This window comes from Kribbella sp. CA-253562 (assembly GCF_050942265.1).
Classification (GTDB): Bacteria; Actinomycetota; Actinomycetes; order Propionibacteriales; family Kribbellaceae; genus Kribbella.
Genome location: NZ_CP192049.1, coordinates 1,853,430 through 1,866,075 on the forward strand (window position 1 = coordinate 1,853,430; position 12,646 = coordinate 1,866,075).

General features: G+C 70.3%; 13 protein-coding genes. 8 read left to right on the top strand and 5 right to left on the bottom strand.

Annotated features, from left to right (window positions below):
• Nucleotides 1-37 precede the first annotated feature (37 nt).
• From ACQPXM_RS08985 to ACQPXM_RS08995, 3 genes are read left to right on the top strand one after another with little or no spacing between them, the layout of a single operon-like run.
• Nucleotides 38-826 (top strand): DUF4097 family beta strand repeat-containing protein, encoded by a 789-nt coding sequence (locus ACQPXM_RS08985; protein WP_432946721.1) that lies wholly within the window; start codon nucleotides 38-40, stop codon nucleotides 824-826.
• Between the two features lie 52 nt (nucleotides 827-878).
• Nucleotides 879-1,532: an HAD family hydrolase gene (locus ACQPXM_RS08990; RefSeq protein WP_432946723.1), complete on the top strand. Its 654-nt coding sequence runs from the start codon at nucleotides 879-881 to the stop codon at nucleotides 1,530-1,532.
• On the top strand, nucleotides 1,529-2,758 hold the full coding sequence (locus ACQPXM_RS08995) for a glycosyltransferase 87 family protein (protein ID WP_432946725.1): 1,230 nt from the start codon (nucleotides 1,529-1,531) through the stop codon (nucleotides 2,756-2,758). Before ACQPXM_RS08990 ends, ACQPXM_RS08995 begins: the two co-directional genes overlap by 4 nt.
• Here ACQPXM_RS08995 and ACQPXM_RS09000 read toward each other — a convergent pair.
• Genes ACQPXM_RS09000 through ACQPXM_RS09010 form a run of 3 tightly spaced genes read right to left on the bottom strand, consistent with a single transcriptional unit; the run spans nucleotide 2,712 to nucleotide 5,291 of the window.
• Nucleotides 2,712-3,458: a nucleotidyltransferase domain-containing protein gene (locus ACQPXM_RS09000; protein ID WP_432946727.1), complete on the bottom strand. Its 747-nt coding sequence runs from the start codon at nucleotides 3,456-3,458 to the stop codon at nucleotides 2,712-2,714. The two genes, ACQPXM_RS08995 and ACQPXM_RS09000, sit on opposite strands and share 47 nt — an antisense overlap.
• Complete coding sequence (locus ACQPXM_RS09005) at nucleotides 3,458-4,786, bottom strand: hypothetical protein (RefSeq protein ID WP_432946729.1); 1,329 nt, start codon at nucleotides 4,784-4,786, stop codon at nucleotides 3,458-3,460. Before ACQPXM_RS09005 ends, ACQPXM_RS09000 begins: the two co-directional genes overlap by 1 nt.
• A 4-nt stretch (nucleotides 4,787-4,790) precedes the next feature.
• Entirely contained in the window at nucleotides 4,791-5,291 is a 501-nt protein-coding gene (locus ACQPXM_RS09010; protein ID WP_432946731.1) for a cupredoxin domain-containing protein, read from the bottom strand.
• A 196-nt stretch (nucleotides 5,292-5,487) separates the two neighbouring features.
• Between ACQPXM_RS09010 and ACQPXM_RS09015 the strand changes: the two genes are divergently transcribed.
• The 5 genes from ACQPXM_RS09015 (at nucleotide 5,488) to pruA (ending at nucleotide 10,901) form a co-directional block, all read left to right on the top strand.
• The gene (locus tag ACQPXM_RS09015) at nucleotides 5,488-6,951 is read left to right on the top strand and encodes a WS/DGAT/MGAT family O-acyltransferase (protein ID WP_432946733.1); all 1,464 of its coding nucleotides are present in this window, start codon (nucleotides 5,488-5,490) and stop codon (nucleotides 6,949-6,951) included.
• Nucleotides 6,948-7,481: a DUF6912 family protein gene (locus ACQPXM_RS09020; protein ID WP_432946735.1), complete on the top strand. Its 534-nt coding sequence runs from the start codon at nucleotides 6,948-6,950 to the stop codon at nucleotides 7,479-7,481. The genes ACQPXM_RS09015 and ACQPXM_RS09020 overlap by 4 nt, the downstream gene beginning before the upstream one ends.
• A gap of 28 nt (nucleotides 7,482-7,509) precedes the next feature.
• Nucleotides 7,510-8,451 (top strand): Ku protein, encoded by a 942-nt coding sequence (locus tag ACQPXM_RS09025; RefSeq protein ID WP_432946737.1) that lies wholly within the window; start codon nucleotides 7,510-7,512, stop codon nucleotides 8,449-8,451.
• Nucleotides 8,448-8,909 (top strand): VOC family protein, encoded by a 462-nt coding sequence (locus tag ACQPXM_RS09030; protein ID WP_432946740.1) that lies wholly within the window; start codon nucleotides 8,448-8,450, stop codon nucleotides 8,907-8,909. Before ACQPXM_RS09025 ends, ACQPXM_RS09030 begins: the two co-directional genes overlap by 4 nt.
• Nucleotides 8,910-9,272: 363 nt before the next feature.
• A complete protein-coding gene (gene pruA, locus ACQPXM_RS09035; RefSeq protein ID WP_432946742.1) occupies nucleotides 9,273-10,901 on the top strand; it encodes an L-glutamate gamma-semialdehyde dehydrogenase in 1,629 nt (542 codons plus the stop codon).
• On the opposite strand, the gene ACQPXM_RS09040 is transcribed toward pruA, so the two are convergent.
• Together ACQPXM_RS09040 and ACQPXM_RS09045 are read right to left on the bottom strand one after the other, a co-directional pair.
• Nucleotides 10,861-11,823: a hypothetical protein gene (locus ACQPXM_RS09040; protein ID WP_432946744.1), complete on the bottom strand. Its 963-nt coding sequence runs from the start codon at nucleotides 11,821-11,823 to the stop codon at nucleotides 10,861-10,863. The genes pruA and ACQPXM_RS09040 overlap by 41 nt on opposite strands.
• Nucleotides 11,824-11,889: 66 nt before the next feature.
• Nucleotides 11,890-12,531 carry a TetR/AcrR family transcriptional regulator gene (locus tag ACQPXM_RS09045; protein WP_432946746.1) on the bottom strand — a complete coding sequence of 214 codons (642 nt, stop codon included), beginning with the start codon at nucleotides 12,529-12,531 and terminating at the stop codon, nucleotides 11,890-11,892.
• Nucleotides 12,532-12,646 lie beyond the last annotated feature (115 nt).

Here is a 12,646-nt window from a genome sequence, read left to right on the forward strand (position 1 = left end):
TGAAGGACGTCACCAGGGGAGCAGCAAGGGGAGTGCGATGTCCGACGTGCAGGGTCGTCCCAGCAGCACGATGAGTACCGAGCGGCGGTTCGGGATCGCGATCTCGGTCGCGCTGATCCTGGGCGGGGCGTACTGGGCGCTGACGAACCTGACCGAGGAGCAGAAGTCCAGCCAGGACACCTATCCCGTGCACGGCACGTCGCTGACCGTGGTCAGCAAGTCGGCCGACGTCGAGGTGGTCTCGAAGGACGTGCAGGAGATCCGGGTCGACCGGAAGTTCAAGAAGACCGTGTTCGGCAGCGACCCGGACGAGAGCTACCGCAACGGCAAGCTCGAGGTGAAGTCGAACGGCTGCAGCTTCCTGTCCTTCGGCTGCGGCACCGAGTACGTGATCACCGTGCCGAAGAACCTGGCCGTCAAGGTCGACAACACCAGCGGCACGATCAAGGTCTCCGACCTCGCCGGCGGCGCGACCCTGAAGACCACGTCCGGTGACGTCGAGGCGCACGCGGTCGGTGGTGAGCTGACCATCGAGGCGACCTCCGGCGACATCGAGGCGAGCGCGCTGACCGCGACCAAGGTGCACGGCAAGACCACCTCCGGCAAGGTCGACCTGACCTTCGCGACGGTGCCCGACGAGGTCAGCGCCCAGGGCACCTCGGGCGACGTCACGGTGTCGGTGCCGGAGGGGACCGAGACGTTCAAGGTCGACACCGACACGTCGTCCGGCGACGAGCACACCGAGGTGCGGACCGATCCGGCCGCGACCCGGTCGATCACCGCGAAGACGTCGTCCGGCGACGTCACCGTCGAGTACGCGCACTGACCCCGCGAGGCCACGGCCGGGCTGACCGACGGCCGTGAGTAGTCTTGCGCGCATGTCCGACGACAAGGTGCTGCGGGGTCTGCTGGTCGACTGGGGTGGTGTGCTGACCTCCGGGCTGGACGTGGCCCTCGGGCGCTGGGCCGAGCTGGACAACCTCGATTTCGAGGCCTACTTCAAGGCCGTCGTCGAGTGGCTCGGCGCGAGCCCGGCCGAGGCCGAGCTGAACCCGATCCACGCGCTGGAGCGCGGCCAGATCGCCGTACCGGACTTCGAACGCAAGCTGGCCGCGCTGCTCGTCACCCGCGACGGCAGCCCGCTGAAGGCCGAGGGCCTGATCGAGCGGATGTTCGCGCACTTCGAGCACGAGCCGCGGATGACCGCGCTGGTCCGGCGGGCGAAGGGCCACGGGATCAAGACCGCCCTGCTGTCGAACTCCTGGGGCAACAGCTACCCGATCGACACCTGGGAGGGCATGTTCGACGACCTGGTGATCTCCGGCGAGGTCGGCCTGCGCAAGCCCGAACCCGAGATCTACCTGCTCGCCGCCGAGCGGGTCGGCCTGAGCCCGGCCGAGTGCGTGTTCGTCGACGACCTCGAGCTCAACGTCGAGGCCGCGCGGCAGCTCGGCATGACCGCGATCCACCACACGTCGTACGTCGACACCAAGCGCGAGCTGGAGACGATGTTCGGGGTCGACCTGACGTGACCGCGACCTCCTCCACCCACGCGGTCCGCCGGACCGACCCTCGCTGGATCGTCGTCGCCGTCTTGGGCTGCGCCGCGTTCGTTGCCCTGGGTGCCTGGGCGTACGGGCTGTTCGACGGCATGATCGACCTGCGCGTCTACCGGATGGGCGGCTCGGTCCTGCTCGACCGCGCCTCCCTGTACGACGCGCAGCTGCCCGGCTCGGGGCTGCCGTTCACCTACCCGCCGTTCGCGGCGATCGCGATGGTCCCGCTGGCCGCGGTGCCGTGGGGTGTCGCGCTGGTGGTCTGGACGACGATCTCGGTGCTCTGCATCGCGGCGATCTGGCGGGCCGCCTTGCCGGGTGGTGCCTGGAGCTTGCTGCCGGCAACGTGGCGCGGCCGCCGGCTCGCCGTCCTGGCCGGGCTGACGCTCGCGTCGCTGCTGCTCGAACCGGTCTGGCAGACGATCCAGTTCGGCCAGATCAACCTGTTGCTGACGGCAATGATCCTGCTCGACCTGGTACGGCCGGAGAACGCGCGCTGGCGGGGGTTCTGGGTGGGCGTGACGATCGGCGTGAAGCTGACGCCGCTGCCGTTCCTGGCGTTCCTGCTGGTCACCAAGCAGTGGCGGGCGTTCCGCAACGCGCTGCTCGGGCTGCTGGCGACGATGGCGATCGGCTTCGCCGTCGTACCGAACCAGTCGTGGGAGTACTGGACCGTTGTGGTCCGCAACGCCAACCGCGTCGGCGGACTGGCCTACACCGCGAACCAGTCGTTCATGGGCTTCCTCAGCCGGCTCGGCGACGACGCGTCCTGGATCCAGCCGGTCTGGTTCGTCCTGTCCGCGATCTTCGGCCTGCTCGTGCTCTGGCTGGCCCGCCGTTACTGGCTGGCCGGCGACCCGGTCACCGCGATCTCCGTGATGGCCCTGGCGGTGCTCTACGCGTCCCCGGTCTCGTGGAGCCACCACTGGGTCTGGATCATCCCGCTCGGCATCAGCCTGATCCGCGCCGTCGACCGCCGCTGGGGCCGCCGCCCCGCCGTCGCCACCGCCGTGCTCTGGTACGGCCTGTTCGTACTCCGCTCGATCTGGTGGGTCCCCTACCGCGACGACCGCGAACTCAGCTGGTCGTTCTGGCAGTCGATCCCCGGCAACTCCCACCTGATCCTCGGCCTGACCTCCTTCGCCGTCCTGGCGATCACGTCGCGAGCGAAAGCTCCCGCAGCGGAGCGGACAACCGGCTAGCCAACGCGCCGTCGACCGCGGCGACCTCGTCCAGGAAGGCCCCGATCGCCGCGCCGAGCGCTCGATCGAGCTCGGCCGGGTCGATCGCACGGACCAGCATCGCCTCGAGCGGCAGCAGTACAGCCGGCGGCAGTTGGTGGTAGCCACGGCCGTGCCCGGCCGGAAGATCGTGCCGAAGGCAAGCCAGCATGAGGATCTGGTCGCGCAACCCGCTGATCATGTACTCCGCCTGCCAGCCCCTGCCGCGCATGATGCTCGACCGTGCGTGCAGTGCGTACAGCCAGCCCATGCCGATCAGTCCCGTCGCTTCCGACGGCAACGGAACCGGTTGCTCCAGCGGTTGCCCGAAGACGATCTGGAACGCCGGCCCCAACGGACCGAACTCGGCAGCCGGGGCGAACGCGAGGTCCACCTGCAACGTGCTGGCCAGGAAGAACCCCCGGTACGTCGTACCGCGCACCTGCAGGTCGGTGTGCGCGACGCAGTCGTGGTCGGCGTACATGCGCGCGGTCCAGTCGGCCAGTACCGCCGACTGATCGGCGTCCGGGTCCAGACCGAGGTAGAGGTCGATGTCCGACCACTCGTCCTCCCCGCCCGAGGCGGCGGAGCCAGTGAACGCCAGACCGGTGATGCGGTCGTCCGCTCGCGCCTCCGCGACCAGCCGGTCACGGAGGGCCGAGCGTTGCTGTGGCGTGAACACTACGACGAGAACAGCAGGAGCAAGCCGCCGGCGGTGTAGCCGACCATGACGACCAGGAGGGGGATCTGGCCGGCCAGGGCCTTGTGGCGGGGGAAGAGGGCGACCGCGCGGTCGTGGGCCGAGACGACGCCGAGCAGGTGGCCGCAGACGACGGCCAGGACCTGGATCACCGAGATCGCCGTGCTGTGGTTGGTGATGTCGGTGTTGACGGCGAGCAGCCCGGTGCCGAAGACGTTGGCGCCGTTGCTGAGCGGGTCGCTGAGGTAGATCAGCGTCCGCTGGCCCTCCAGGATGAACAGCGTCAGGTAGTGGGCGACGACGTAGCCGAAGGCGATCGGGACGACCGAGTGGGCGAACAGGCCGGGCAACGACGTCCGTGAGCTGTCGGACAGCCGGCCGGCCAGCAGGGTCGCGCCGGAGTACGTGATCAGCACGAACAGGATGAACGCGATCAGCATCAGCGTGCCGAGCAGGGTCATCGAGTAGCCGGAGTTCTGCGCCCAGCCGATCCAGGCGGACGAGTTCGAGAAGCCGTCGTACGCCGTACTGCCGAGCAGCGCGGCGACGAGCCCGACCAGGCCGGGCTGGACCTTCAGGCCGTCCAGGTTCTCCAGCGGGCGGCGCAGCACCAGCGCGCCGTCGGTCCGCCGGCCCCAGGGCGACATCCGGGCCATCAGCGTCGCGTACGCCTCGAACGGATCCCCGGCAGCGAACCAGCGGTCGCCGAACAGGATCGCGCCGAACATCGTGATCACGACGTACAGGGCGATCCAGGCCTGCAGCACCGGCAGCGTCGCGCGGTCGGGCGCGACCAGCTCGAGCCAGGTGAACGCGAAGAGGCCGAGCGCGGCGGGCCAGAGACCGACCCACTTCGGCAGCTCCAGCAACCCACGCGACGCGGGTTGGCGCAGCAGCTTCGACAGGAGCAGGTGGATGGTGCGCAGTGGGTTGAGCGTGCGCCAGACCGGCCCGAGCAGCAGCGACAGCGGCACCAGGCCGACCCAGACCAGGATGTAGACGAACCCGAAGATCGGGTTGGTCAGCCGGTCGACGCCGAACAGCAGCGACACCATCGCGTACAGGAACACCGCCAGCCCGAACACCCGGACGATCCACCGGAACCAGGGCGCGTCGACGGTACGGGTCACGCCGGCCGGCAGCGGCTTGCCCGAGGCGTCACCCCGGTACTTCGGGCTGCGCCAGGCCAGCCCGAGAACGACGAACGACAGCGCGATCGCGACCGCGGCGCCGCCGACGGCCAGGCCGAACGGGACGGGCAGGTCCTGCCGGCCGCCGATCCCGTGCAGCGGCAGCAGAAGAGACGTCATCGACTCAGGAGACGACGAGCTTGGCGACCAGCTTGCCGCTCTCGTGTGTCTCGACCTCGAAGGTGCCCTTCATGTCGGCGGTGAACTTCACCGACGCCGGCTTGCCCGGCGCCAGCTCGAGCTCCTTGTCGTAGCCGTGGATGTGCAGCTCGTCGGCGGCGTCGCTGACCGCGGTGACCAGCACGGTCTGGCCCGCGGTCACCTTGATGCTCTGGCCGCTCGGGTTGACCTTGCCGTTGGCAACGGTGACGTTGATCGTCACGTCGGCCTGCTCGCCGGACGGGTCGGCGGTGTTCGACGGGGTGCCGGTCTTCGGGCCGCCCGGGGTGCTCGTGGTGGTCGGCGCGCTCGACGGGGTCTCGCTCGGGGTGGTGGCCGGGGCGCTCGGGCTCGCGCCGGCCGTGCCGCCGCCGCTGCCGGAGTCGTCGCCGCACCCGGCGAGGACCAGCATGCCCAGTGCGGGCAGGAGAGCGAGGGCGGTACCGCGGGAGAACGTCGAACGCATGATTCGAGGGGCCTTTCAGCATGTCGAGAACAGACGGGCGCCGAACACGCCCACCAGGTGCTACGAACACCGGGCACGCCGGGTTCCCGCCTGGGACGATCAGTCGTGTCACGATCGCCTTCAGTAGTGTCGCAGCTCACTGTCGGAGCAGGCGGCTAGGGTGATCGCACCAGATCCTGGAAGGAAGGGAACGCGGATGCCGGACCGGTTGTCGTCGCTCGACCTGACCTTCCTCAAGGCCGAGTCCCCGGCCACCCCGATGCACGTCGGCACGGTCGACATCTTCGAGCCGCCGGTGCACTCCGACGACGAGTTCGACTACGAGAGCCTGGTCGCGCTGATCCGCGACCGGATCGCCTTCGTGCCGCGCTACCGGCAGCGCGTCCAGCACGTGCCCGGCCGGTTCGCCGGACCGGTCTGGGTCGACGACGAAGAGTTCGACATCACCTTCCACGTCCGGCGCTCGGCCCTGCCGCGCCCCGGCACGCACGCGCAGCTGCTGGAGCTGGTCGCCCGGATCATGTCCCGGCGGCTCGACCGGGCCCGGCCGCTGTGGGAGATGTACCTGGTCGAAGGCCTGCAGGGCGACCGGTTCGCGATCATCTCCAAGTCCCACCAGGCCCTTGTCGACGGCAACAGCACGGTCGACATCGGCCAGGTCGTGCTGGACGCGACCGCGCAGCCGCGGGAGACCCCGACCGACACCTGGCAGCCCGAGCACCCGCCGTCCGCGCTGGAGCTGCTGGCCGGCGTCTTCGCCGACGCGACCCGGCATCCGACCGCCGTACTGGAGCTGGCCCGGGCCGAGATGGCCAGCCTGACCGGCTCGACCTCGGTGCGCGAGGTGATCGGTGACGTGGTCGGCTCGCTGGTCGCCCAGCGGCACGGGCACGAGAGCTCGCTGCACGTGAAGACCTCCGGGCAGCGCCGGTTCACCACCGTGCAGACCGACCTGGAGGACTACCGGACCGTCCGCGCGATGCACGGCGGCACGGTCAACGACGTGATCCTGGCCGTGGTGGCCGGGGCGTTCCGGGCCTGGATGATGACCCGCGGCGAAGGCGTCGGGCCGACCCGCAGCGTGCGCGCGGTGGTGCCGATGAGCATCCGCGACGACGAGGACGAGGAGCCGACCTCGCTGGGCTCCTCGGTGGTCGCGTCGACCGTGACGCTGCCGGTCGGGGAGAACTCCCCGGTGATGCGGCTGCACCAGATCTCGTACCAGACCAAGGTGCACAAGGACACCGGGCGCGCGGTCAGCGCCCGTTCGCTGGTCGGCATCGCCGGCTTCGCCCCGACCACGCTGCACGCGCTCGCCGCCCGGGTCGCCACCGCCACGGTCCGGCCGATCGACGACGTCGTGATCACCAACGTGCCGGGCCCGCAGTTCCCGCTCTACGCCCAGGGCGCGCCGATGCTCGCGTCGTACCCGGTGGTGCCGCTGATGCCGGGACAGGGCCTGTCGGTCGGCGTCACCTCGTACGACGGCAAGGTCTCGTTCGGGCTGAACGCGGACCGCACGGCGATGCCGGACCTGGCCGTTTTCGCCCAGTGCGTCACCGACGCGCTGGACGAGTTGCTGGACACCACCAAGGGCAGCCGGAACCGGGCCACGCGCGGCCGGAAGACGCCCCGGAGTACGAAGAAGGCGGGCTCATGAGGGTCTACGTTCCGTCCACCGTGCCGCTGCTCGACGCGGCCTGCCACGCCGGGGAGGTCGGCCCGATCCCGTTCACGGCCTACGCCGTGACCCCGGCGCTGCGCGAGTGGTACAGCCAGGCCGACGACGAGGAGCTGGAGTACGCCGCGATGGCGCAGGCGGCCCGGGCCTCGGTCGGACTGCTGGCGGCCGACCCGCAGGCGCCGCGCAAGCGGGTGGTCATCGCCTGCGAGGTGGCGGCCGTTCCGCCGGCCGACGGCAGCGTGCACCTGGGCGACGCGCGGCTCGAGCTGAACGTGGTGATCCCGTGGACCTCCGTCGCGGCGGTGCATCTGGACGGCGACGCGGCCGCCGAGGTGGTCGGCAGGGCGGCGGAGCTGTGGGACGTCGCGCACGGTGACACGGCGAATCCGGATCACGAAGACGCTGTCTTCGCCCTCGACTCGTGCGAAGGTGAAGACCTGCTGTGGTACGCGACGCAGGAGATCCCTGATCTCCTCGCCGCGGAAGGCCGGCGGGGCAAGGCTTGACGGTTGAGCTGACAGGGAGCTGATGGCGATGGCACAGGCGATCTGGAAGGGCGCCATCTCGTTCGGGATGGTGACGATCCCGATCAAGGTGTACTCCGCGACCGAGGAGAAGGACATCTCCTTCCGGCAGGTGCACGTCGCCGACGGCGGCCGGATCCGGTACAAGCGGGTCTGTTCGGAGTGCGGCGAGGAGGTCCCGTACAGCGACATCGGCAAGGGCTACGAGATGGCCGACGGCCGGATGATCGTGCTCGAGCCGGACGACTTCGCCGACCTGCCGCTGTCCAGCAAGAAGGTCATCGACGTGCTGGAGTTCGTGCCGGCCGACCAGGTCGACCCGCTCTACCTCGGCAAGTCGTACTACCTGGCCGCCGACGGCGGTCCCGGCGGCAAGCCGTACGTGCTGCTGCGGGACGCGCTCGAAGGCTCCGAGCTGTACGCGCTGGTGAAGGTGGCGCTGCGCTCGCGGGAGAGCCTCGCGCTGCTGCGCACCCACGACGACGTACTGGTCCTGCAGGTGATGCTCTGGCCGGATGAGGTGCGTGACGCTTCCTTCGCGGCGCCCGACTCCGACATCGAGATCCGCAAGCAGGAGAAGGCGATGGCCGAGTCGTACATCGACACCCTGCGCGGCGAGTTCGACCCGGACCAGTACCACGACGAGTACCGGCACGCCCTGGAGCAGGTGGTCGAGGCGAAGGCAGCCGGCGTACCGCTGCCGGAGACCGAGGAGGAGGAGCCGGAGGGCGCCGAGGTGGTCGACCTGGTCGCCGCCCTGCGCGCGTCGGTCGAGGCCGCGAAGGCCCGCCGTGCCGGTGGTGGCTCGGCGTCGGCGGAGGAGCCGGCGAAGAAGTCGGCACCGGCGAAGAAGGCCGCGGCGAAGAAGGCGGCCCCGGCGAAGAAGGCCGCCGCGAAGAAGGAGCCGGCCAAGAAGACGGCCGCCAAGAAGACCGCGAAGAAGTCCGCGTGAGCGACGACCGGCCGACGCAGACCAGCGTGCCGGCCAGTGCGGACGAGATCATGCCGGACCCGACGGCTGATCCGGTGCTGCCGGGCAACTACCTGCTCGAGCTGATCCCGGTGCCGGTCACCGACGTGGACCAGGCGAAACAGTTCTACGTCGCCGCGGGATGGCACGCCGACGTGGACGTCACTCCGGCCGAGGGGGTGCGCATCGTCCAGCTCACCCCGCCGGGGTCGCACTGCTCGATCCTGCTGTCCACCGGCCTGAACAACGTCGAGATGCCGCCCGGCTCCCTGCGCGGCCTGCACCTGGTCGTCGCCGACATCGAAGCCGCCCGCGACGACCTGATCGCGCGCGGCGTCGACGTCGAGCCGGTCCAGGACCTCGGCGGCGTCTTCTACGCCGCCTTCAGCGACCCCGACGGCAACACCTGGACGCTGCAGCACATGCCCTGGCGCCAGTAGCCCGGACGACCCGCGTCGCCGACCGGCCGAATCCGCAACTTCCCGCCCCATCGGTTGCTCCCGCCCGGTGCCTACCCCTGGGTCCTGACCGGCCGGGACGGCGACGGCACGCTGCGCTGGTGGACGGGTGCGACGCATGCGATCACGGGCACGGTGCGGATCGTCTCGTAACGGATACGTCAGAACTGCCCTGATCTGAATTATCTGCTACAACATGGGAGACCAGTCGGGTTCGTGGTCCCAGGGTCCGGCGTGGCAGCATGAAGACGCGAACGTGTCGCGGCGAACCCCGATCGGGCCGCCGGGGCCTCGCAGCCACGTACCGGCGTACCCACAGCCCAGTCGATCGAGGAGCAGCGCAGCATGGATGCCGTCACCGCCGTCCCCACCCCCGCCAACGAACCGGTGCGGGGCTACGCGCCGGGCTCGCCCGAGCGGGGCAGCCTGGAGGCGAAGCTCAAGGAGTTCAACGCCGCCGGGGCGATCGACCTGACCTGCACGATCGGCGGCGAGCAGCGGCTCGGCGGCGGCGCGACCATCCAGGTGGTCCAGCCGCACAAGCACGCGCACGTGCTCGGCACGCTCGGCAACGCGACGCAGTCCGACGGCCAGGCGGCCGTCGACGCGGCGCTCGCGGCCGCGCCGTCGTGGCGCGCGCTGTCGTTCGACGACCGCGCGGCGATCTTCCTCAAGGCCGCCGACCTGCTGGCCGGCCCGTGGCGCGACACGCTGAACGCCGCCACCATGCTCGGGCAGTCCAAGACCGTGCAGCAGGCCGAGATCGACGCCGCCTGCGAGCTGATCGACTTCCTGCGCTTCAACGTCGCCTTCGCGCGCCAGATCGTCAGCGACCAGCCGATCTCCTCGCCCGGCGTCTGGAACCGGGTCGACTACCGCCCGCTCGAGGGCTTCGTCTACGCGATCACCCCGTTCAACTTCACCGCGATCGCCGGCAACCTGCCGACCGCGCCCGCGCTGATGGGCAACACCGTGGTCTGGAAGCCGTCGCCGACCCAGCAGTTCGCCGCGCACTGGACGATGCGGCTGTTCGAGGCCGCCGGACTGCCGGCCGGCGTGATCAACTTGGTCACCGGTGACGGCATCGAGGTGAGCAAGGCCGCGCTGACTCACCCGGACCTGACCGGCATCCACTTCACCGGCTCCACCAAGACCTTCCAGTCGCTGTGGGGCACGGTCGGCGCCAACATCGCGTCGTACAAGACCTACCCGCGGCTGGTCGGCGAGACCGGCGGCAAGGACTTCATCCTGGCCCACCCGTCGGCCGACCCGGCGGTGCTGAAGACCGCGATGCTGCGCGGCGCCTTCGAGTACCAGGGCCAGAAGTGCTCGGCCGCCAGCCGGTCGTACGTCGCCCGCTCGGTCTGGAACCAGATCCGCGACGACCTGGCCGCCGAGACCGACGCGCTGACGATGGGCGACGTCACCGACCTGTCGAACTTCCTCGGCGCGGTGATCGACGACCGGGCCTTCGCCAAGCACAAGACGGCGATCGACCGGGCCCAGGCCTCCGACGCGATCGAGGTGCTGGCCGGCGGCACGTACGACGACAGCGAGGGTTACTTCGTCCGCCCGACCCTGCTGGTCTCCGACGACCCGACCGACGAGATCTTCACCACCGAGTACTTCGGCCCGATCCTCGGCGTGCACGTGTACGACGACGCGGACTACGACCGGGTGCTGCGCGAGATGGAGAGCGCGGCGCCGTACGGGCTGACCGGCGCGGTGATCGCCCAGGACCGGCACGCGATCGCGGCCGCGGCCGATTACTTGCGCTTCGCGGCCGGCAACTTCTACGTCAACGACAAGCCGACCGGCGCCGTCGTCGGCCAGCAGCCCTTCGGCGGTTCCCGCGCCAGCGGCACCAACGACAAGGCCGGCTCGATGTGGAACCTGATCCGCTGGACCAGCCCCCGGTCGATGAAGGAGACCTTCACCCCGCCGACCGACTACCGCTACCCGCACCAGGGCTGAGGTCTCCGCAGCTCGGGCATCCGAGCTGCCGCAGGCGGCGATGCTCCTCGAGCGTCGCCGCCAGTCCGGTGCCCGGGCGGCGACGGCGCAGGTGTTCGAGATGCGCCCGCAGGAGCCTCAGCTGCCGGCCGAGCCGGTGCCGCTCGAAGGTCACCAACCCCAGCAGGGCAAGCACCAAGAACACCCGGACGACCGTCGGTGGCGGCGTGTCCGGGGCCGCATAACCGCCGTCGGTGAGGCCGGCGGCACGTTCGAAGTGGTTGTAGGCGCCAGGGGCGAACAGCTCGTCCAGGCTGTAGGCGACCGGGAAGCCCAGCGGCCCGGCGAGCGCCGTACCGACCGTCCACTGGACCGTGTGCCGCGACTCGTGCCGCTTGATCGGTACCAGTTCGGCGTACGTGCGGTCCTGCCCGGGCGAGGTCAGGAACGCGTGCCCGTACATCGTTCCGCCGCGCGCGTAGCCGGACTCCATCCGCGCCACCAGCGTGCCGTTCGGAGCGAACCGGCACACGTCGGCGTCCCGGGTCCTTGCCCAGAGCAACGCCAGGCCGGTCTGCCCGGACGTCAGCAGCTGCCGCGTCCGCAACCACGGGCCTTCGCCGGCGGTCGTGTAGGCGATCGCCTCCTCGCGGTTCAGCGTCGGCGGCGGCGCACACACCGGGGCGCCGAGCCCGAACGCGACCAGGCCCGCGATCCCGGCCACCTGCAGTGCGACCAGTCCGCCGAGCACCCGGAGCAGGCGGCGGTGCCGCTTCCGGCAGCCGCCGCAGGTCGTGCGCCGCGCGGCCCGGGCGCGCCGGGCCGATGGTCGCAGGTGCCAGATCCCCAGTAGTCCGGTGCCGAGGATGCGCAGTGTTCCCTCGATCCACCCCGGCGGCTCGGCCTGCGGCCGCCGTACGTCGTCCTCGGTGCCGACCGCCACGGCCCACCTCCTCCTGGATCAGGATGAGGCCGGGTCCACGCTGCGAGCCAGCGGTCCGGGCGACTTTCAGTTGTCGGTGATCAGTCCGCGCCGCACGGTGATGTAGAAGCTGGTCAGGTCGTCGATCAGGTCTTCGAGCTGGTTGGGGTCGTGCAGGTCCGCGTCCAGCAGCCAGTCGGCGATCAGGTCGAACAGGCCGCCGACCAGGCCGATCGCGACGCCGTGGCGGGTGCGGCGGTCGAGCTCGGACTGTGGGCCGTCGTAGGCGTCCCAGAGCTGTTCGAGGAAGCCGGCCGCCCAGCGGCGGTTGGTCCGGCGCTGCCGCTCGACGGTGGGGGAGATCCCGCCGGCCTGGCCGAAGGTGACCCGGGCGATCCGTGGATCGTCGATCAGTGCGTGCGCGAAGGCCGACAGCAGTCCGGGGGCGACCTCCCGTTCGCTGCCTCCGGCGTGGGCCGCGGCGAGCGCGATCATGGTGTCCTCGAGCCGCTCGGACGTGCGTTTGAGCAGCGCGACGTAGCAGTCCTCCCGGCTGTCGAACACCTCGTAGAAGCTCTTGGTCCCGACGTACGCCGTGGTGCAGATCTGCTCGATCGACGTGTGCGGGTACCCCTGCACGGCGAACAGCTCGAGCGCGGCGTCGAGCAGCTGCTCGCGCCGCTCGGCGCGTCGCTGGTCCGCGTCCAAACCTCTGATCACTCGCGCCATGCGCCGGACGTTACCCCCTGCAGCCGGTTGGTAACCAGCGGAGCTGTTACGAACACGAGGGCTTGTCGAGAACCGGGGAACGTGCTGCACTGTCGGTCATCCTGTCGTCACCCAA

Bases quoted from the DNA above. Each gene is read 5' to 3' on its own strand.
- ACQPXM_RS09045 (WP_432946746.1), bottom strand. From the start codon at position 12,531: ATGGCGCGAGTGATCAGAGGTTTGGACGCGGACCAGCGACGCGCCGAG.
- ACQPXM_RS08990 (WP_432946723.1), top strand. From the start codon at position 879: ATGTCCGACGACAAGGTGCTGCGGGGTCTGCTGGTCGACTGGGGTGGT.
- ACQPXM_RS09025 (WP_432946737.1), top strand. From the start codon at position 7,510: ATGGCACAGGCGATCTGGAAGGGCGCCATCTCGTTCGGGATGGTGACG.
- ACQPXM_RS09015 (WP_432946733.1), top strand. From the start codon at position 5,488: ATGCCGGACCGGTTGTCGTCGCTCGACCTGACCTTCCTCAAGGCCGAG.
- pruA (WP_432946742.1), top strand. From the start codon at position 9,273: ATGGATGCCGTCACCGCCGTCCCCACCCCCGCCAACGAACCGGTGCGG.
- ACQPXM_RS09020 (WP_432946735.1), top strand. From the start codon at position 6,948: ATGAGGGTCTACGTTCCGTCCACCGTGCCGCTGCTCGACGCGGCCTGC.
- ACQPXM_RS09010 (WP_432946731.1), bottom strand. From the start codon at position 5,291: ATGCGTTCGACGTTCTCCCGCGGTACCGCCCTCGCTCTCCTGCCCGCA.
- ACQPXM_RS09005 (WP_432946729.1), bottom strand. From the start codon at position 4,786: ATGACGTCTCTTCTGCTGCCGCTGCACGGGATCGGCGGCCGGCAGGAC.
- ACQPXM_RS08985 (WP_432946721.1), top strand. From the start codon at position 38: ATGTCCGACGTGCAGGGTCGTCCCAGCAGCACGATGAGTACCGAGCGG.